The 19118-nt window shown below is 40.3% G+C and carries 19 protein-coding genes and 1 pseudogene; 18 read left to right on the top strand and 2 right to left on the bottom strand.

Translation table 11 applies throughout. The features are described 5' to 3' along the window. The first annotated feature begins 345 nt into the window (after positions 1 to 345). The 4 genes from D8863_RS09135 to tsaD all read left to right on the top strand — a co-directional run bounded on the left by D8863_RS09135 (position 346) and on the right by tsaD (position 3009). Positions 346 to 561 carry a hypothetical protein gene (locus D8863_RS09135; RefSeq protein WP_000492029.1) on the top strand — a complete coding sequence of 72 codons (216 nt, stop codon included), beginning with the start codon at positions 346 to 348 and terminating at the stop codon, positions 559 to 561. A gap of 330 nt (positions 562 to 891) precedes the next feature. Next, positions 892 to 1575, top strand: a complete 684-nt coding sequence (gene tsaB / locus D8863_RS09140; RefSeq protein ID WP_125441730.1) for a tRNA (adenosine(37)-N6)-threonylcarbamoyltransferase complex dimerization subunit type 1 TsaB — start codon at positions 892 to 894, stop codon at positions 1573 to 1575. Next, the gene (rimI, locus tag D8863_RS09145) at positions 1572 to 2009 is read left to right on the top strand and encodes a ribosomal protein S18-alanine N-acetyltransferase (RefSeq protein WP_125412617.1); all 438 of its coding nucleotides are present in this window, start codon (positions 1572 to 1574) and stop codon (positions 2007 to 2009) included. Before tsaB ends, rimI begins: the two co-directional genes overlap by 4 nt. Continuing rightward, complete coding sequence (gene tsaD, locus D8863_RS09150; RefSeq protein WP_125412608.1) at positions 1999 to 3009, top strand: tRNA (adenosine(37)-N6)-threonylcarbamoyltransferase complex transferase subunit TsaD; 1011 nt, start codon at positions 1999 to 2001, stop codon at positions 3007 to 3009. Before rimI ends, tsaD begins: the two co-directional genes overlap by 11 nt. 134 nt (positions 3010 to 3143) lie before the next feature. Here the strand turns inward: tsaD and D8863_RS09155 are convergent, their stop codons facing one another. Further along, the gene (locus D8863_RS09155; protein ID WP_125412601.1) at positions 3144 to 5441 is read right to left on the bottom strand and encodes a hypothetical protein; all 2298 of its coding nucleotides are present in this window, start codon (positions 5439 to 5441) and stop codon (positions 3144 to 3146) included. 415 nt (positions 5442 to 5856) lie between these two features. Between D8863_RS09155 and D8863_RS09160 the strand changes: the two are divergent. The 12 genes and pseudogenes from D8863_RS09160 to dltD form a co-directional block, all read left to right on the top strand. Further along, positions 5857 to 5982: pseudogene (locus D8863_RS09160) on the top strand (MutR family transcriptional regulator); the annotation flags it as partial. A gap of 264 nt (positions 5983 to 6246) precedes the next feature. Beyond that, complete coding sequence (locus D8863_RS09165) at positions 6247 to 6873, top strand: hypothetical protein (RefSeq protein ID WP_125441731.1); 627 nt, start codon at positions 6247 to 6249, stop codon at positions 6871 to 6873. 94 nt (positions 6874 to 6967) lie between these two features. Further along, on the top strand, positions 6968 to 7576 hold the full coding sequence (locus D8863_RS09170; protein ID WP_125441732.1) for a hypothetical protein: 609 nt from the start codon (positions 6968 to 6970) through the stop codon (positions 7574 to 7576). 137 nt (positions 7577 to 7713) lie between these two features. Then, positions 7714 to 8409 (top strand): AzlC family ABC transporter permease, encoded by a 696-nt coding sequence (locus D8863_RS09175; RefSeq protein ID WP_000659754.1) that lies wholly within the window; start codon positions 7714 to 7716, stop codon positions 8407 to 8409. Further along, complete coding sequence (locus tag D8863_RS09180; RefSeq protein WP_000253946.1) at positions 8399 to 8722, top strand: AzlD domain-containing protein; 324 nt, start codon at positions 8399 to 8401, stop codon at positions 8720 to 8722. Before D8863_RS09175 ends, D8863_RS09180 begins: the two co-directional genes overlap by 11 nt. 102 nt (positions 8723 to 8824) lie before the next feature. Then, complete coding sequence (locus tag D8863_RS09185) at positions 8825 to 9667, top strand: amino acid ABC transporter substrate-binding protein (protein WP_125441733.1); 843 nt, start codon at positions 8825 to 8827, stop codon at positions 9665 to 9667. A 154-nt stretch (positions 9668 to 9821) separates the two neighbouring features. Beyond that, a complete protein-coding gene (locus D8863_RS09190) occupies positions 9822 to 10676 on the top strand; it encodes a MetQ/NlpA family ABC transporter substrate-binding protein (protein WP_000694527.1) in 855 nt (284 codons plus the stop codon). A gap of 118 nt (positions 10677 to 10794) precedes the next feature. Further along, the gene (locus tag D8863_RS09195) at positions 10795 to 12168 is read left to right on the top strand and encodes a M20 family metallopeptidase (RefSeq protein WP_125441734.1); all 1374 of its coding nucleotides are present in this window, start codon (positions 10795 to 10797) and stop codon (positions 12166 to 12168) included. Continuing rightward, positions 12161 to 13222, top strand: a complete 1062-nt coding sequence (locus D8863_RS09200) for a methionine ABC transporter ATP-binding protein (protein WP_125441735.1) — start codon at positions 12161 to 12163, stop codon at positions 13220 to 13222. Before D8863_RS09195 ends, D8863_RS09200 begins: the two co-directional genes overlap by 8 nt. Position 13223: 1 nt before the next feature. Beyond that, the gene (locus D8863_RS09205; protein WP_049550187.1) at positions 13224 to 13916 is read left to right on the top strand and encodes a methionine ABC transporter permease; all 693 of its coding nucleotides are present in this window, start codon (positions 13224 to 13226) and stop codon (positions 13914 to 13916) included. Positions 13917 to 14074: 158 nt separating this feature from the next. Continuing rightward, positions 14075 to 15229 carry a D-alanyl-lipoteichoic acid biosynthesis protein DltB gene (gene dltB / locus D8863_RS09210; RefSeq protein ID WP_125441736.1) on the top strand — a complete coding sequence of 385 codons (1155 nt, stop codon included), beginning with the start codon at positions 14075 to 14077 and terminating at the stop codon, positions 15227 to 15229. 47 nt (positions 15230 to 15276) lie between these two features. Then, entirely contained in the window at positions 15277 to 16449 is a 1173-nt protein-coding gene (dltD, locus tag D8863_RS09215) for a D-alanyl-lipoteichoic acid biosynthesis protein DltD (protein WP_125441737.1), read from the top strand. 174 nt (positions 16450 to 16623) lie between these two features. Here the strand turns inward: dltD and D8863_RS09220 are convergent, their stop codons facing one another. Next, positions 16624 to 17193 carry an MptD family putative ECF transporter S component gene (locus D8863_RS09220; RefSeq protein WP_125441738.1) on the bottom strand — a complete coding sequence of 190 codons (570 nt, stop codon included), beginning with the start codon at positions 17191 to 17193 and terminating at the stop codon, positions 16624 to 16626. A gap of 133 nt (positions 17194 to 17326) precedes the next feature. Between D8863_RS09220 and D8863_RS09225 the strand changes: the two genes are divergently transcribed. After that, positions 17327 to 17941, top strand: coding sequence for a YesL family protein (locus tag D8863_RS09225; RefSeq protein ID WP_125441739.1), 615 nt, complete (start codon positions 17327 to 17329; stop codon positions 17939 to 17941). Then, positions 17919 to 19118, top strand: a 1200-nt coding sequence (locus tag D8863_RS09230; RefSeq protein WP_125441740.1) for a sensor histidine kinase, incomplete at its 3' end; no start/stop codon positions are given. The genes D8863_RS09225 and D8863_RS09230, both read left to right, overlap by 23 nt.

Below are 19118 nucleotides of genomic sequence, written 5' to 3' on the forward strand. Positions count from 1 at the left end.
AGTCCCACACCCGTACCAGAAGTTGGTACCTTTGAACGCTCTGTTACCAGTCGCCCTACGTTATCCTCTCAATATTTATATTTTACTATAACTTACTGAGGGAATCAACTTTAAAAGCATCAAAAAGCTCCTGACCGAAGTCAAGAGCCGTCAAACACTGGGGGCGAATTGTTCAATCGCAATTTCAGTTCTTTAGAAACCAAAGTTTCAGGGATAGCACTGCAACCCGAAGAGTCAGCGACTCAACCTGATTTTCCTACCAATGTTGAATTACATTTTAACATTGATAGACCGATATTGTCAACAGTTTATATAAAAATAGGAATACCAAAAGGAGGATTAAGAATGTTTAGTTTGTTTGAATTTGCAGTAGGGGTTCGCCTCTTGATGTTTGTAGTCTTTGTAGCTTGTGTCTATGGGGGGAATGCCCTGTTTGTGCATCTGGAACACCGCAAAACAAAGTTCCTTTGGAAGCTTGCTTTTGTGACGCTCTATTCAATTTTTCTCCTCCTAGTTACCTATGTTGTCTGGCTCGTTTTCTACTTTGGTTTAAACGCTTAAAGTCAATTATTTCTCTAGATAAACAGAAAATCCACCTCGTCTTTAGATGGGATGGATTTTTCTATTTTTAGGTGCTATCTTTATTGTTATGACGATGATTTCTAACGTCGAAAATCGAGTTGAAACATATATGCCTGATCCAAATTTTTTACGAAGAACCTTTCAATTTCCTTGTTCACTTTTCTATTCAAAAAAGCTACAACTTTTTTGAATTTGTTGTGTAGAATTGCCTGTCTAAGTGGCAGGCCCTTTTGTTTCAAAATAAAGAAAATTCCCATGCGCTAGCTTTTGTAGTATAATAGTAAACAGACAAAAAGATAGGAATATGTTATGAAAGTATTAGCTTTTGATACGTCCAACAAGGCTCTTTCTCTAGCCATTTTAGAGGACAAGCAGGTTCTTGCCGAGACTATGATCAATATCAAGAAAAATCACAGTATTACCCTCATGCCTGCCATCGATTTTTTGATGGGCAGTCTGGATTGGACACCTAAGGATTTGGATCGAATCGTGGTGGCTGAAGGCCCAGGTAGCTACACAGGCTTACGAATTGCGGTAGCAACTGCCAAGACCTTGGCTCATACCCTGAACATTGAGTTGGTTGGTATGTCGAGTCTATTGTCTCTGGTACCACACCAACAAGAAGGTTTACTTGTTCCCCTGATGGATGCGCGTCGCAACAATGTTTATGCAGGATTTTATGAAAATGCCAAACCTGTCATGCCAGAAGCACACTTGTCCTTTGCGGGAGTGCTAGAAAAAGTCAAGGATGCTGACCAGGTGACCTTTGTCGGAGAAGTTGCCCCCTTTGTGGAGCAGATCCAAGAACAGCTACCACAAGCTAGCTACCAAGAAACCTTGCCAAATGCAGCTAATCTTGCTCTTTGGGCATGGGACAAGGAAGCAGACTCCTTGCACGACTTTGTACCAAATTACCTCAAGCGTGTCGAAGCCGAGGAAAATTGGCTCAAGAATCACACCGAGTCTGGCGAGTCTTACATTAAACGTCTATGATAAATATCAAACGAATCCAACAGCAAGCTGACTTGGCTCAAGTCATCTACGCTGTCATGGTAGCTGTTTACCCAGTCAGTCCTTGGACGCTGGAACAAATCCAAGCAGACCTGTCCCAAGACCAAACTTGGTATGCAGTAGCTTATGATGGGACAGAAGTGATTGGCTTTCTAGCCGTGCAGGAGAATCTCTTTGAAGCAGAAGTCTTGCAGATTGCTGTACTGCCTAGCTATCAGGGTCAGGGAATTGCGTCAGCCTTGTTTGCTCAATTGCCAGCGGATAAGGAGATTTTCCTCGAAGTCAGAAAGTCAAACCAACGAGCGCAAGCATTTTACAAGAAAGAAAAGATGGCAGTCATCGCTGAGAGAAAGGCCTATTACCATGACCCAGTTGAGGACGCCATTATCATGAAGAGAGAAGTAGATGAAGGATAGATATATTTTAGCATTTGAAACATCCTGTGATGAGACCAGTGTTGCTGTCTTAAAAAATGACGACCAGCTCTTGTCCAATGTCATTGCTAGTCAAATCGAGAGCCACAAACGTTTTGGGGGCGTAGTGCCAGAAGTGGCTAGCCGTCACCATGTCGAGGTTATTACAGCCTGTATCGAGGAAGCACTGGCAGAAGCAGGAATTACCGAAGAGGACGTGACAGCTGTGGCGGTCACCTATGGACCAGGATTAGTTGGAGCTCTACTAGTTGGTTTGTCAGCTGCCAAGGCCTTTGCTTGGGCTCACGGCCTTCCGCTTATCCCTGTTAATCACATGGCTGGGCACCTCATGGCAGCTCAGAGTGTGGAGCCTTTGGAGTTTCCTTTGTTGGCACTCTTGGTCAGCGGAGGACACACCGAGTTGGTCTATGTGTCAGAGGCTGGGGATTACAAGATTGTTGGGGAGACACGAGACGATGCAGTTGGGGAGGCTTATGACAAGGTCGGTCGTGTCATGAGCTTGACTTATCCAGCAGGTCGTGAGATTGACGAGTTGGCCCATCAAGGACAGGATGTGTATGACTTCCCTCGTGCCATGATCAAGGAAGATAATCTGGAGTTTTCATTCTCAGGTTTGAAGTCTGCCTTTATCAATCTTCACCACAATGCCGAGCAAAAGGGAGAAAGCTTGTCTACAGAGGATTTGTGTGCTTCCTTCCAAGCAGCAGTTATGGACATTCTCATGGCAAAAACCAAGAAAGCCCTAGATAAATACCCTGTTAAAACCCTTGTTGTCGCAGGTGGCGTGGCAGCCAATAAAGGCCTCAGAGAACGCTTGGCAGACGAAATCACAGATGTCAAAGTCATCATTCCACCCCTGCGTCTCTGTGGAGACAATGCAGGTATGATTGCCTATGCCAGTGTCAGCGAGTGGAACAAAGAAAACTTCGCAGGTTTGGACCTCAATGCCAAACCAAGCCTTGCCTTTGATACCATGGAATAAAGAGTCAGCTTGAAGCTGGCTTTTTTGCTAAAATATTTTAGGTAACTATATATCAGTTTACACTAGACACAATATATAGTGCTTACAAGAATATCAAAAAGGCGACTTCCAAGAGGAAATCGTCTTTTTCATGCTTATTTCAAAAATTCATACTCAAATAGGAATGGCACAATTTCAGAATTATAATACTCTTTTACCATTGTTTTCAATGTATTCAAGTGTCCGTTTAATTCGGGATAGTTATAGATTGTTTTATCATTTTCATCTTTTTCAGATGTGTTAAGCTCATCAATAATCTGATAAACTGAATACGTTAATTTAGAATTATAATTTTTCGTTTTCTTAGCTTCTGTTAGGACTTTTTCCCATTGTTCAAATAAATCAGTTTCTTTAGAACCTTGTTTCAATTTTGCTAAGTTAACTGTTGCTAGTGTATCTCCATTAGTGTTATCCAATGACAACTCATTTCGGTAGAATCGTCCATCAGAACCATATAAACTTCTCATGTGATTTTGCGTTTCAAGTGTTGTGAAGAGCAGAATTTTCAATAAGTCTTGTTCAATCTTGTTACTTGATACAGCTTTATTAAAACGTTCAGCGCCATCGGCAGATTTCATAATATTAGCACGCTGTGTCCAGTGACGATTATAAGTAATGTAGCGACTGGCGGCAAACATTGGGAGCTTTTCTAAGAAGTTATCAGAACGGAGGAAAAATCCATTTCCATCATATCTACCTGCTCTAATTAACGTAGAGTGCAAATCAGGGTTGTCAAATCCAGAACTATATACAGCCATATAACCTATAATATTTTTGTTGAATAACGGGGTAATTCTTTTAGTCATACCAGTATATTCTTTACCATTTAATGCTAAATAAAGTCCATCTGTTTCATCATCGGGGAAAGAACGTTTGTCAAAATAATATTGGCTATAGATAGTCCAAATTCTCTTTACAGTTACATCACTCTCACGTAGAAGTTTTCCTTCTTTATCAATATTATATGCTTCTAAATCAAGTGATTTTTTAGAATCTTTTGGTATTTCCTCTTTACTCCAAAGAGCACACATAATCATAGCATCAATATTGGTATGGAAATGTTTACGGTTAAAAGCATATCCTCCAAGGAATTTTTGATTAATAAGATGTTGTACTTTCCAATACTTAACTGGACTATAAACAATATAACTATCTGTTGGTTGTCTTAGATAATATTTGAAAGCCGACCAAATAAAAACATTCCCAAGATCATTTGTTGATGAACCTCTTGCTTCATTTTTCATTTCGTTTACTAAAAAGCTTTTTTTCCAAGCAGACGATGATTTACCTGAACCAGCTTTTTGATGTTCAATAGAAGTTGTTTCCGCATAAGGTGGATTTTCATACAAAATAATTGTTACTTTTGGATTGTTGATATAGTTTTGAATAATTTCATTATTGATATATTCTTCGCTAAGCGCATCTGCACCTCGTACCAACCCCATATTAAAAGTATCCTCTTTTTCAGTTGGCGGAATAATGTTACGAACTTTGTCACCGAGTAATTCTAGGAGAACTTTATACTCATAGTATTCGACAGTTGACAATACGCAGTGACTTAATTCCTCATCACTCATTAATTTCTCTAAATTTCCAGTTCCGGCACATCTATCCAAAATAATATAATCATTTCCTTCTGGAACACGCTTAATAGCTTGTCGGACTAGCTCCAATGACTTTTGAACATAAGGTTCAGGAGTGTAGAAAGCTCCTAAGTTTTTCTTTTGTAAAGTATCATTGAGTTTATCCATCAAATAGTGAAATTGTGCATTAGTTTCACCGATATAAGGATTGATAAATTCTTTTAGTTTCTCAGGTTTTCGAATTTCACCAATAATTTTAACTTTACCAGTATGATCACCAATAAAATCAGACTTTTTAGCTCCTTTGTTTTCACGATAAAAACGTTCTGCCCAACCAACAATACAGTTTTCATCGATGTTAATTTTTGTATATTGCTTTGAACGTAGTAATTTAATAAGATGATCTTCGTCTAGTGTATTTTTACCGTATTCTAAAACTGCATGAGGATTACCAGAAGAAAAACCAGAGGTTTTTACACTTGCACCACCAAAATATACTTTCTCGATATGTGTTAAATATTCCTGACTATCAAAAACGTAGATTTTTTTATTCGTTAGCGACACAAGCAGAATGTTTTTGGGAATTTCTTTTCCTTTGATTCTCCGAGCAGATAGATATTTGATGGCTTGGAATAGAACAGTGTTAATATCATTGATAACAACTTTAAATTCAAGCAGATTTCCATTTACAATACCATCTGTATAATCCGTTAAAATATCATCTATTTTCAAAGTTTTATCAACTAGAGGTAGATAATCTTGATAAAACTTGAGTTGTCCATCAACTTCGTTTGAGAAATGGTTAGGCATATTGTAGCTCTCCATTTCTCTCTAAAGATAACTCAGAAAACTCAACATAAAAAGCCTTCTCACAAAAATGTGAAAATGCCTGTTTTAATGCTTGACAAAAAACACGTCCGATTACATAATCAGCGTGAGCTGTGAGCTGTGAGCTGTGAGCTGTGAGCTGTGATTGCGTTCATAATACTTAATTTCCTTTATTTTTGTTACTTCTATTATATCAAAATTTTGAAATCCTGCGAAGAATTTAGACATTATTAAAAGACGATTTCCGTTTGTAAGCCGCCTTTTTGATATTCTCGTAAGCACTATATCTTGTGTCTAGTGTAAACTGGTATATAGTTCCAATATTTTATAATATGTTAAAAAAGGAAAAGTATTTACGAATGGAATAGTAAAGAGGGTTTTGGACAGGAGTTTGGTCATGATTGAAAAGATGGCATTGGGAGAATTTTACAAGGAATTGCGATTGACTAGAAAACTCAAGCAGTCAGATGTAGCTTGTGATGGACTGACAGCATCTCAGCTATCCAAGTTTGAGTTAGGGCAGTTTTCGTGTTATACTGTCTTTGTTTCATAGTATAGGAGAAAATAGAATGAAAAAGATAATCTCTGTACTGCACCCCAAAAGTTAGATTTTTCTGTCTAACTTTTGGGGTGCAGTACAGTTTCAGTCTTTTTTATTTTGACTATCTGTTACTAGTTTTTGCTCAATTCCTTGTTACCTTAAATGAAAAAGTAATTTTAGAATCTAACCACGAAATCCGACTCTATTAAAGTTTGTCAATCCTAGATTTTTTTGTATAGTAGAAATATGAAAATTACAAAAATAATCAGTAGTCTGCTTGCTATTGGAGTGCTAATCTTATTTATAAAATCTTACCAAAATTTTAAAAATTTGGAATTTCCTAGTACGCAGTTAGTCATGTTTAAATCGCTTTCGTTTTATATGTCTGTAGAATCTTTTGAAAATACATTTGTCGCAGCTGACAAAGTCGTGGAAGAGGAGGAAATGGCCTATCGTGATACTTGGCGTGCAGAAGACCCGTATTTCTATAAAACAGGTCGCCTTTTCTACTATTACGAAAATATGAGATGGGAAGGCTATACTATCCGCGCAGATTTTACGTTTTCAAAATGGCATACCTTGGAAGAAGCGAGGGCTTCTTTTCCTGTTGCTTCAAAAATGGAACAGAAAGAACTACTTGGCAAACTATCGCAGGCTATAAAAACAGAAATTGAATCTTTACCAGACTATCAGTCTATGACAGTTGAAATGGTAGGACTAGATCAAGATTCTTATCAATATAAAGTCAAATTACAAGGGCAAACGGAGGATCTCTGGGTCGAGGTTTATTCGACAGAACTTGGATATCATGAAAAGCCTGAAGATAAGGAGTATGGGGTTGGGATTAGTCAATATCGGAGGCATGCATCGTAATCCTTTCCTTCTATAATACCCTGAAATAGAAGTCAGTTAATTGTTAACTCTTTTATCTTGGACAAAACCTAGACTTTTCTTGTATAGTAGAAATATGAAATTTACAAAAATAATCAGTAGTTTGCTTGCTCTTGGAGCTTTACTCATGCTTTTATCAGCTTGCCAGAATATCAAAAAGACACAACTGGTCTTGTTTGAATCCCTTTCGTTCGGTATGTCTCCTAAATCTTTTGAAGAAGGATTGAGAAAGGCTAGCGAGGTGGAGGAAGAAGAGGAAATGGCCTATCGTGATACTTGGCGTGCAGAAGACCCGTATTTCTATAAAACAGGTCGCCTTTTCTATCACTATGAGCAGATTACTTTGAAAGGCTATACTGGTCGAGCCACCTTTACATTTTCAAAATCGCATCGCTTGGAAACAGTAGCGGCTTATTTTCCCGTTACCTCAAAAGCTGAGCAGCAAGCATTGCTCGATAACTTATCCCAGACTGTAAAAAAAGAACTGGAAGAACTCCCAGATTACCAGTCTATGACCACTGATACAGTAGGCCTCTATGATGACGGTTATCGCTACAAGGTCAAATTGAAGGGACAACAGTGGGAACTCTGGGTTGATGTCTATCCAACAGAAAATAAATATGCTACAGACACAGAAACCGATAAGTATACTATCCGAGTGGATCAATTTCTTATGTATCCATGATACTCCCTCTTCAGCACTTTTTGCTGGCAATAAGTTTCGAATCCGAAACTTTTTTCTCTTATTTGAATATGTTATAATAGTCCGTGCTGTGGCTGTGATGATGAACAGCCTCAATTGGAGAGAATATGAGGAGAAGGATGAAAGAAAAAGGATTTTGGGAAGGTGTACAGGCGGCCATGCCGACTGCTCTTGGCTATGTCAGCATTGGCCTGGCTTGTGGGATTATTGGCGCGCCCTATGTGACACCTGTTGAGATGGGCTTGATGAGCCTATTTGTTTATGCTGGGAGCGCCCAGTTTGCCATGTTGGCACTGATTGCAGTACAAGCGCCTGTGGCAGCCATTGCTATGACAGTTTTTTTGATCAACTTGCGACTCTTTTTGCTGAGCTTGCATGCATCGACCTATTTCCGTCATACTAGTCTCTGGCAAAATATCGGTATGTCCAGTCTCCTGACAGATGAGACCTATGGGGTTTTGATGGGAGAATTAGCCCATACAGACAAGGTCCATCCCATGTGGATGCACGGCAACAATCTCAATAGTTATGTAGCCTGGTTTATTGGGACAGTGGCGGGGACGGCTTTAGGTGGCCTTCTTCCAAATCCTGAGGTCTTTGGATTAGACTTTGCCCTTGTTGGGATGTTTATCGGGATTTTTACTTCGCAATTTCAGATTATGCAAAGACGGGTTCCTGTACGGAATCTGCTGCGGATCCTAGCCGTTGTTGCGGTGTCTTTCTTTTTGCTCTTGACAGTAGTGTCTCAGTCGCTAGCTGTTCTGTTTGCGACCTTGCTAGGTTGTACTATGGGGGTGGTCTTAGATGGTCAGTAAATATCTTTTGTTAGCCGTTATCTTTTCAGGCCTAGTGACTTGGGTTCCCCGTATGATTCCCTTCATCTTGGTTAAGTACAAGGGATTGCCAGCTATCGTCGAGCGGTTTTTGAAGTTTTTGCCTGTTTCCATTATCTTTGCCTTGATCCTTTCAAGCGTAGTGACTGGCAAGGTTGGCAGCCTTCCTCAAATCAAATGGCTGGACTTTTTAGCAGTCTTTCCAACGGCTTGGGTAGCCTTTCGCTACCGCAATCTAGTGGGTACGGTTCTTTTTGGAGTAGTCTTGATTGCAGTCTTGCGCCTGGTCTTTTAGTCAGCCATAAAAAAAACCTATCACCGAGATAGGTATCATATAATGGCGAAAAAAAATATTTTCTGTTAAGATAGTAAAGTATTCTATTTTGGAGGAAATGACATGAAAAAAATCGTCAAATATTCATCTCTTGCTGCTCTAGGACTTGTTGCCGCAGGTGTACTAGCAGCTTGCTCAGGTGGAGATAAGAAAGATACTGCAACTAGCGAAGCAGCATCTGGTAAGAAAGAAATCATCGTTGCAACCAATGCTTCACCAAAACCATTTAACTACGAAGAAAATGGTGAGTTGACTGGTTATGAGATTGAAGTAGTCCGTGCTATCTTTAAAGACTCTGACAAGTACGATGTCAAGTTTGAAAAGACAGAGTGGTCAGGTGTCTTTGCAGGTCTTGATAGCGACCGTTATCAAATGGCGGTGAACAATATCAGCTATACCAAAGAACGTGCTGAAAAGTACCTTTATGCAGCTCCAACTGCTAAAAACCCTAACGTTCTCGTTGTGAAGAAAGACGACGACAGCATCAAGTCTCTTGATGATATCGGAGGCAAGTCTACTGAGGTCGTTCAAGGGACAACATCAGCTAAACAGCTAGAAGATTATAACAAACAACACGCTGACAATCCAACGGTTCTTAACTACACTAAGGCTGATTTCCAACAAATCATGTCTCGTTTGAGCGATGGTCAGTTTGACTACAAGATCTTTGATAAGATCGGTGTTGAAACAGTTATCAAGAACCAAGGTTTGGACAACTTGAAAGTCATTGAACTTCCAAGCGACCAACAACCTTACGTTTACCCACTTCTTGCTAAAGGTCAAGATGAGTTGAAATCATTTGTAGACAAACGTATCCAAGAACTCTACAAAGACGGAACTCTTGAAAAATTGTCTAAACAGTTCTTCGGAGATATTTACCTTCCAGCAGAAGCTGATATTAAATAGTCGTATGAAATCATCCAGTCTGAGAAAGGCGGATGATTTCTCAATTTTTAGGTATATAGTTTCAAACTATATGTCTGCCTATCTAATAACAATTTGCTAAATCAAATAAAGTATGAGATACTATTACGGTATTATTTTTAAAGGAGATAGAATCATGAAAATTAAAAAATGGCTCGGTGTAGCAGCTCTTGCTACAGTCGCAGGTTTGGCTCTTGCAGCTTGTGGAAATTCAGAAAAGAAAGCAGACAACGAAACAGTTGTCAAAATTGCAACAGTTAACCGTAGCGGTTCTGAAGAAGCGCGTTGGGATAAAATCCAAGAATTGGTTGAAAAAGATGGAATTAAATTGGAATTCACAGAGTTCACAGACTATTCACAACCAAACAAGGCAACTGCTGATGGCGAAGTAGACTTGAATGCTTTCCAACACTACAACTTCTTGAACAACTGGAACAAAGAAAACGGGAAAGACCTTGTAGCGATTGCAGATACCTATATCTCACCAATCCGCCTTTACTCAGGTAAAAATGGGGAAGAAAACAAGTACACTAAAGTGGAAGAAATCCCAGATAACGGTGAAATCGCCGTACCAAACGATGCAACAAACGAAAGCCGTGCGCTTTACTTGCTTCAATCAGCTGGTTTGATCAAATTGGATGTTTCTGGAACTGCCCTTGCAACAGTTGCTAACATCACAGAAAATCCAAAGAACTTGAAGATTACTGAATTGGACGCTAGCCAAACAGCTCGTTCATTGTCATCAGTTGATGCAGCCGTTGTAAACAATACCTTCGTTACAGAAGCAAAATTGGACTACAAGAAAGCACTCTTTAAAGAACAAGCTGATGAAAACTCAAAACAATGGTACAACATCATTGTTGCGAAAAAAGATTGGGAATCATCACCTAAGGCTGATGCCATCAAGAAAATTATCGCAGCTTACCACACTGATGAAGTGAAAAAAGTTATCGAAGAAACATCAGACGGTTTGGACCAACCAGTTTGGTAATAAGACACAGGGAGGTGGGAGAGAGTTTCCACCTCTTACTTTTGTATAGAGAGTTGATTTTAAAGAGGCACTTGTGGTCGTTCTGAAGACACAAGTACGTAGTAGAAAGAGAGAGAAAATGGTTTTTCCTAGCGAACAAGAGCAGATCGAAAAATTTGAGAAGGATCATGTGGCCCAACATTATTTTGAAGTCTTGCGCACCTTGATTTCCAAGAAATCAGTTTTTGCCCAGCAGGTTGGACTCAAGGAAGTCGCAAACTATCTGGGTGAGATTTTCAAGCGTGTAGGGGCTGAAGTGGAGATTGATGAGAGCTACACGGCTCCCTTTGTTATGGCGCATTTCAAGAGTTCGCGTCCGGATGCCAAGACCTTGATTTTCTATAATCACTATGACACCGTGCCAGCAGATGGCGACCAGGTGTGGACAGAGAATCCTTTTACCCTTTCTGTACGAAATGGATTTATGTATGGGCGTGGGGTTGACGACGACAAGGGCCACATAACGGCTCGTTTGAGTGCTCTGAGAAAGTATATGCAGCACCATGATGATCTGCCTGTCAATATCAGCTTTATCATGGAAGGGGCAGAGGAGTCTGCTTCCATGGATCTAGATAAGTATTTAGAGAAACACGCAGACAAACTTCGTGGGGCGGACTTGCTAGTCTGGGAACAAGGGACCAAGAACGCCTTGGAACAGCTGGAAATCTCTGGCGGAAACAAGGGAATTGTAACCTTTGATGCTAAGGTAAAAAGTGCGGATGTGGATATCCACTCGAGTTATGGTGGTGTCGTGGAGTCAGCGCCGTGGTATCTTATCCAGGCCTTAAGTAGTCTGCGAGCTGCTGATGGACGTATTTTGGTAGAAGGCTTGTACGAGAATGTTCAAGAGCCAAATGAACGAGAACTAGCCTTGGTAGACACCTACGCCCAACGCAATCCTGAGGAAATCAGTCGCATTTATGGCTTGGAATTGCCTCTCTTACAAGAGGAACGTGCAGCCTTTCTAAAACGTTTCTTTTTTGAGCCAGCCCTTAATATCGAAGGGATTCAGTCAGGTTATCAAGGGCAAGGGGTTAAAACGATTTTGCCAGCAGAAGCCAGTGCCAAGTTAGAAGTTCGTTTGGTTCCTGGCCTAGAACCGCATGATGTTCTGGAAAAAATTCGGAAACAGCTAGACAAAAATGGCTTTGATAAGGTAGAATTATACTATACCTTGGGAGAGATGAGCTATCGAAGCGATATGAGCGCGCCGGCCATTCTCAACGTAATCGAGTTGGCCAAGAAATTCTATCCACAGGGCGTTTCAGTCTTGCCGACCACAGCAGGAACAGGACCGATGCATACGGTCTTTGATGCCCTAGAGGTACCAATGGTGGCCTTCGGTCTAGGAAATGCCAATAGCCGAGACCATGGTGGAGATGAAAATGTGCGAATCGCCGATTACTACACCCATATTGAATTAGTAGAGGAGCTGATTAGAAGCTATGAGTAGAGATATTATCAAGTTAGATCAGATTGATGTGACTTTTCACCAAAAGAAGAGAACCATCACAGCGGTCAAGGATGTGACTATTCACATCCAAGAAGGGGATATCTACGGAATCGTTGGATATTCTGGAGCAGGGAAATCAACCCTTGTACGGGTGATTAACCTCTTGCAAAAGCCATCTGCAGGGAAAATTACCATTGATGACGATGTGATTTTTGATGGTAAGGTCACTTTGACGGCAGAGCAGTTGCGTCGTAAGCGTCAAGATATCGGGATGATTTTCCAGCATTTCAACCTGATGAGTCAAAAGACAGCAGAGGAAAATGTAGCCTTTGCCCTCAAACACTCTGGACTCAGCAAGGAAGAAAAGAAAGCTAAAGTAGCCAAGTTGTTAGACTTGGTTGGCTTGGCGGATCGTGCTGAAAACTACCCTTCACAACTATCAGGAGGGCAAAAACAGCGTGTGGCTATTGCGCGTGCCTTGGCAAATGATCCGAAAATCTTGATTTCAGATGAGTCAACTTCTGCCCTTGACCCTAAGACAACCAAGCAGATTTTGGCCTTGTTGCAAGATTTGAACCAAAAATTAGGTTTGACGGTTGTTTTGATTACGCATGAAATGCAGATTGTCAAAGACATTGCCAACCGTGTGGCGGTCATGCAGGATGGCCGTTTGATTGAAGAAGGAAGTGTTCTTGAAATCTTCTCAAACCCTAAACAACCTTTGACCCAGGACTTTATCTCAACTGCAACAGGTATTGACGAAGCCATGGTTAAGATTGAGAAGCAAGAAATCGTAGAACATTTATCTGAGAACAGTATTTTAGTGCAGCTCAAGTATGCAGGGGCTTCAACAGACGAGCCACTTTTGAATGAATTGTACAAGCGTTACCAAGTAACGGCCAATATCCTCTATGGAAATATCGAAATTCTCGATGGCACTCCTGTTGGAGAGTTGGTTGTGGTCTTGTCAGGTGAAAAAGTATCGCTAGCAGGTGCTCAAGATGCCATCCGTCAGGCTGGCGTCCAACTAAAAGTATTGAAGGGAGGACAGTAAAATGACAGAGTTGATTCAAACTTACTTACCAAATGTCTACAAGATGGGCTGGTCAGGTCAGGCAGGCTGGGGAACAGCCATCTACCTAACTCTTTATATGACAGTTCTTTCCTTCATCATCGGAGGGTTCTTGGGGTTGGTGGCAGGTCTTTTCCTCGTCTTGACAGCGCCAGGCGGTGTCTTGGAAAATAAGGTTATCTTCTGGATTTTAGACAAGATCACCTCTATTTTCCGTGCGGTTCCTTTCATCATCCTCTTGGCAATCATGTCGCCACTCTCTCACTTGATTGTGAAGACGAGCATTGGGCCAAATGCAGCCCTTGTCCCCCTTTCTTTTGCAGTCTTTGCCTTCTTTGCCCGTCAGGTGCAGGTGGTCTTGGCTGAACTAGATGGCGGTGTCATTGAGGCGGCGCAGGCTAGTGGAGCGACCTTCTGGGATATCGTGGGTGTTTACCTATCAGAAGGTCTTCCAGATTTGATTCGTGTGACGACAGTGACCTTGATTTCCCTTGTTGGGGAAACAGCCATGGCGGGAGCAGTTGGTGCTGGTGGTATCGGTAACGTAGCCATCGCTTATGGATTTAACCGCTACAATCACGATGTGACTATCTTGGCAACCATTATTATCATTTTGATTATCTTTACAATCCAGTTCTTGGGAGATTTCTTGACCAAGAAATTAAGTCATAAATAATGGAAGGAGTTCAAAGGGACTCCTTTTTGTTTTCTCACCGAACTGCAAGAAGGATAAAGCTTCTTTTTAGAAATATGCTATAATAAACAAAGGTCCCCAATTAGCAAGTCAGAAACTTTGCTGTAGAAGGGATGATAATGTAAAGGAGTTTGGCTGGTATGAATTATTTTGAGGGGAATGATTTTTTCCTTCTCTTATTTGTAGTTTCACTGATTGGTTTTGTGGTAAACTTTTTTGAAAAACGTAAAGACTACTATATTTTGGCGCTCTCCCTCTTATTTGCAGGAGCTATCTATGGTAAGAGCCGGGCGATGATTGTCTATTTACTCGCCTTTATCGTTTACCAGTATTTTCTGGTTTTTCTAGCGCAGCGGATAGAGGCAAAGCGGCTGAAACCGCTGGTTTTCCTTTCCATTCTTCCTTTGGTGATCAATAAAGTCTTTGCTCTGACTTCTCTGCATTTGTTGACCTTTATTGGAATTTCTTACATGTCCTTTAAGACCATTCAGATCATGCTAGAGATATCGGATGACTTAATCAAAGAAAAAATCAGTGCAAAAGATTATCTACAGTTTTTGCTCTTTTTCCCAACAGTTAGTGCTGGTCCAATTGATCGGAGTAGGAGATTTTTAAAAGAGATGAACGAGGTCATGCCCCGAAAAGAGTATCTAGAGTTAGCAGGGGACGGTGTGTATCGTATCGTTCTAGGCCTCCTTTACAAGATTGTTTTATCAACCTATGTTTACCAGATGTTACTCGCTCTAAATAATACGGACATAGTCGTTTACTCAATCAAGTATATGTACCTCTATACCTTGTATCTGTTCTTTGACTTTGCAGGCTACAGTCTAATGGCCGTTGGAAGTAGTAATATTCTAGGTATTCAGACACCGATGAACTTTAACAAACCTTTCTTGAGTGTCGATATCAAAGATTTCTGGACCAGATGGCATATCACCTTGTCGACCTGGTTGAGAGATTTTGTATTTTCAAGAGTATTGATGCAAGTTATCAGGAAAAAATGGTTTAAAAATAGACTACACAATGCAACCTATGCCTATATGGTCAATATGTTGGTCATGGGTTTTTGGCATGGTCTTAGTGTTAGTTACATTGTCTATGGTTTTTATCATGGTGTCTTGATGGCTGGATTTGAAGTGTATCAAAAGAAAAGCAATTTTTATAAAAAAAATAAAAATAAGAACTGGTATAAGCTACTAAGTTGGTTTGTGACCATGAATTTGGTTATGGTTGGTTTCTTTATCTTTTCAGGTGAACCCTATAAAATCTTACTGACGATTTTAAAGAGATAAGAGATTGAAAAGAAATCGGCCAGATTGAAGGGATAGGATAAAACGAGATGATTAAATTAAAAGCATTTTTACTATCGCTTGTGCTCGTAATTGCGACGCTTGCCCTTTTAAATGTGACGTATGTCAAGAAGCTTGATGATTATTATAAAGTCAAGGATAACAGTATTCGTTATAGCACCTCGTATGAAAAGTATAAAAGTAGAGATATTATAACAAGCAATATCACCCCCAATACACTAGTTCTAATGGGTTCCTCAGAGTTGGTTGCGACGATAAATGAGGACTATCATCCAAATAAAATTTTTAACTACAACGATTTTAATATCATGCAGATTGGGACCAGTTATTCTCAAAATATCATTCAAGCCTCTACTTTAGCCTCTATTGAAGGATCTATGAGTAAGCGAAAAGTAGCTATAGTAGAGTCTGTTCAGTGGTTTGAAAAAGATGGGACTCATCAAGATGCCTTTTTGAACAAGGCTTCTCAGGAACATATTTTTCACATGCTAGATAATGACAAGATTAGTAAAGAAACGAAAGAAAAACTAATCAATCGCATTATCGAGATTACCAAGGGGAACAAGCAACAAAATGACATCTACAAAAAATACAAAAGTTATTTCATAGATGGAAAAGGAACCATTGTTGATAAAAAACTATTAGAGTTAGATAACGCGATGTATTCCTTTAAGCTCAAACGAAAATTTTATGAAAATCATGAGAAATCAGATTATCCCTCATCAGGAGATAAAACCCCAGACTATAATTGGGAAAAGATGACGGATCAGTTTGTGGAAGAGGTCAAAAAGAAAACAGACAATAATGACTATGCTGTTGATAATAACTACTACAATACTTACTTAAAAGATCGCTATGCATCGCTGAAAGATTCTAAAAAAGATTTGAGCTATCTAGAATCACCAGAGTATTCTGATATGGAACTTTTCTTGACAGTTGCTAAGGAATTGGGAATTGAAGTTGAGGTTATTATTTTCCCAGTAAACGGGAAATGGAACGACTACACAGGAGTCTCAAGAGAGATGCGAGAAAAAACTTATAAAAAAATAGAAGATGTCGCAAAAAGCCATGGTGCAACCGTATTAAACTATGGAAACAGAGAGTATGATGATTACTTTTTATTTGACGTGATGCACGTTGGAGTGAAAGGATGGATGGAAGTTGAAAAAGAACTTTACAAATTTGCAAACCAAGCTAACTAACACTCATCGATTAATCTTGTGGACACTATTTTTCTATACGGTTATCTTGAGCATCGTGATTTACTGTTTTGTGACCGATTTTTCGAATATTCAAGAATTTATCTATAGTGAATTTTAAGATTGTATACAAAAAGGCCCTGAAACTAGGCATTGCTAGTCTTCAGGGCTTTTACCTTATAGTTTATCAGCTATTTTTTGACTTAGAAATTGCCCAACAACAGCCCCAATCAAGGCACCTAGAAGGATGCTCGAAACAAAGAGAAGGATTTTGTCCAACTCTGGAGCGACCATGATACGGTCAATGTATTCTTGGGATTTCCCACGTGCAAGTAAGGTGGCCACGTAAGCTTTGGGACGGATCCACATGAGGAAGATAGGGCCACTTGTGCTAAAAGCAAAGACGAGGAAGGAGAGGGTGTTTTTGATTCGATCTCTGTAGTGGCCGAGACGAGCGATGGCATCTGCTGCAAGACCACAGGCGAGTCCTGGGAGAAAGGCACCAGCGCCATGCTTACTAGCTAGGAAAAAAAGTGCCATAAAAAGACCTAGAGTCGTAATAGCGCCAAAACGAGGGACTTTCGTCAAAAGAAGCATATAGACACTGCCACCGACAAGGGCAGAAAAGGCAGGTGCGTAGAACATATTGCCTGTTTGGTCGACCAGGTGTCCTAGGAAGACTCCAATCCCTACACAGAGAAAGTAGAGGACGGCGGCCAAGAGGGTGGTTAAGATATTTTTCTTCATGAGAATCTCCTTGATACGAATTAACAAAACCAATTGTATCACGCTTTTTGAGGATTGTAAATGGGAGTTCTATATTTTTGAAAACGCTTGAAATATGATATAATAGTTACATCGTTAGTTTAAGGAGAGTAGCATGGGAAAGTTTCTAGAATTCGTCTTTAATCGTATCTTTTTGGGAATGATTGCGACGGCTTATTTCTGGCTATTAACACTAGCAGGAGGAGTGATCTTTGGTTTGGCCCCAGCTAGTGCTACCCTGATGAGTTTGTATGCGGAGCATGGTTATACCTATCGAGCCTACCATTTGAAGGAAGCTTGGGAATTGTATAAGAGCAATTTTGTCAAGAGTAATCTGGCTTTCTATAGTTTCGTGTTTGTGGATCTTGTCCTAGTTTATGGTTTGTATCTTCTAGTTCAATTGCCCCACCAGACGATTTTCCACCTCTTGGCGACCGTTCTCAATGTCCTTGTAGTTGCTCTTGTCTTTCTAGCCTATACTGTGTCCTTGAAACTTCAGGTGTACTTTGATTTATCCTACCAAAATACCTTGAAACTGTCCCTTATCGGGATTTTTATGAGCTTACCTGCGATTGCCAAGGTTTTACTCGGGTCCGCTCTCCTTGTAGGAGTTGGTTATTATATGCCTGCCTTGCTCTTTTTTGTAGGAATTGGAATGTGGCATTTCTTTATCAGTGATATGTTGGAACCTATTTATGAAAGTATCCATGAAAAATTGGCGACAAAATAGAATGAAGCAGTTCTGGCTTCACTCTCTCTTACGGATTTATAGTTTGGTTATGATCGTGGTCATTGCCAGTTTTGCGATTATGCTATCGTATGCTGACTGGGACTCGCGTGAGAAAGAGGCCCAACGGGTTGCAGAACGTGTGACCACTCGGACAGTGAGCGAAGTGGAATACTATCACAGAGAGTCAACCCGACTTGCTCAGTCTTTGGTTGAAAATCAGGCCCGCATCGAAGGAATTTACAAGTATTTCAGTCTCAGCACCCCAGACTACTTCTATTGGCAATTAGAGCGTAAAACTTCACCTTATATCTCGGTTTCCCTGTATGAAAATATTGATGACCTCTATGTTCGGAATGATTTTGTGACTGGAGTGGCTATTGTTCTTCAGGACTATAAGGAAGTGTATGTTTCGACTAGAGAAAAACGCAGTGGGGAGAAAGTTCCTGCGGAGGGTTTTAAGCCGACAGCCAATAGTTTTGCCATTCCTGTTTCCGATCCTGTGTCTGACAAGGATTTAGGAGTGATATACATCTCCCTATCCCCAGATGTTTTACATGGCGCTATTGATAATACAAGGGGCCATATCCCAATGGCTGTAACAGTAACTTCGCCTTTTGAGACCGAGATGTTCCATATTGGGGAGAAGGTATCAGCCGAGCGAGAAAACTGGTTTGTAGGTGTCACCTCTCACGGTTATCAGGTTCGAGTTGCTGTTCCTAAAAATTTTGTTCTTACAGGAACTTTGACGAGCTCAGCTGTCATTATTGGGCTAAGTATTCTCTTTATCATTATTTTGTACGTGACCCTTAGACAGACTTTTTCAAATTACCAAAAGCAGGTCGTAGACCTAGTAGATTCGATCGAGGTGATTGCTCAAGGGGAAGAAGGCCTTCGCATCGATACTTCTGAGAAAGATCAGGAATTGCTCCTCATTGCAGAAACAACCAATGATATGTTGGATCGCCTGGAAAAAAATATCCACGATATCTATCAGCTAGAGCTCAGTCAAAAAGATGCCAATATGCGAGCTCTACAGGCTCAAATCAATCCTCACTTTATGTACAATACTCTGGAGTTTTTACGGATGTATGCCGTCATGCAAAGTCAGGATGAACTGGCAGATATTATCTATGAATTTAGTAGCTTGTTACGCAACAATATCTCCGACGAGCGGGAA

The sequence above is a fragment of the Streptococcus oralis genome (assembly GCF_003943825.1).
GTDB lineage: Bacteria > Bacillota > Bacilli > Lactobacillales > Streptococcaceae > Streptococcus > Streptococcus oralis_CD.

Excerpts from the sequence above, each read along its gene's own strand:
- D8863_RS09135 (WP_000492029.1), top strand. The coding sequence starts at position 346 with ATGTTTAGTTTGTTTGAATTTGCAGTAGGGGTTCGCCTCTTGATGTTT.
- tsaB (WP_125441730.1), top strand. The coding sequence starts at position 892 with ATGAAAGTATTAGCTTTTGATACGTCCAACAAGGCTCTTTCTCTAGCC.
- rimI (WP_125412617.1), top strand. The coding sequence starts at position 1,572 with ATGATAAATATCAAACGAATCCAACAGCAAGCTGACTTGGCTCAAGTC.
- tsaD (WP_125412608.1), top strand. The coding sequence starts at position 1,999 with ATGAAGGATAGATATATTTTAGCATTTGAAACATCCTGTGATGAGACC.
- D8863_RS09155 (WP_125412601.1), bottom strand. The coding sequence starts at position 5,441 with ATGCCTAACCATTTCTCAAACGAAGTTGATGGACAACTCAAGTTTTAT.
- D8863_RS09165 (WP_125441731.1), top strand. The coding sequence starts at position 6,247 with ATGAAAATTACAAAAATAATCAGTAGTCTGCTTGCTATTGGAGTGCTA.
- D8863_RS09170 (WP_125441732.1), top strand. The coding sequence starts at position 6,968 with ATGAAATTTACAAAAATAATCAGTAGTTTGCTTGCTCTTGGAGCTTTA.
- D8863_RS09175 (WP_000659754.1), top strand. The coding sequence starts at position 7,714 with ATGAAAGAAAAAGGATTTTGGGAAGGTGTACAGGCGGCCATGCCGACT.
- D8863_RS09180 (WP_000253946.1), top strand. The coding sequence starts at position 8,399 with ATGGTCAGTAAATATCTTTTGTTAGCCGTTATCTTTTCAGGCCTAGTG.
- D8863_RS09185 (WP_125441733.1), top strand. The coding sequence starts at position 8,825 with ATGAAAAAAATCGTCAAATATTCATCTCTTGCTGCTCTAGGACTTGTT.
- D8863_RS09190 (WP_000694527.1), top strand. The coding sequence starts at position 9,822 with ATGAAAATTAAAAAATGGCTCGGTGTAGCAGCTCTTGCTACAGTCGCA.
- D8863_RS09195 (WP_125441734.1), top strand. The coding sequence starts at position 10,795 with ATGGTTTTTCCTAGCGAACAAGAGCAGATCGAAAAATTTGAGAAGGAT.
- D8863_RS09200 (WP_125441735.1), top strand. The coding sequence starts at position 12,161 with ATGAGTAGAGATATTATCAAGTTAGATCAGATTGATGTGACTTTTCAC.
- D8863_RS09205 (WP_049550187.1), top strand. The coding sequence starts at position 13,224 with ATGACAGAGTTGATTCAAACTTACTTACCAAATGTCTACAAGATGGGC.
- dltB (WP_125441736.1), top strand. The coding sequence starts at position 14,075 with ATGAATTATTTTGAGGGGAATGATTTTTTCCTTCTCTTATTTGTAGTT.
- dltD (WP_125441737.1), top strand. The coding sequence starts at position 15,277 with ATGATTAAATTAAAAGCATTTTTACTATCGCTTGTGCTCGTAATTGCG.
- D8863_RS09220 (WP_125441738.1), bottom strand. The coding sequence starts at position 17,193 with ATGAAGAAAAATATCTTAACCACCCTCTTGGCCGCCGTCCTCTACTTT.
- D8863_RS09225 (WP_125441739.1), top strand. The coding sequence starts at position 17,327 with ATGGGAAAGTTTCTAGAATTCGTCTTTAATCGTATCTTTTTGGGAATG.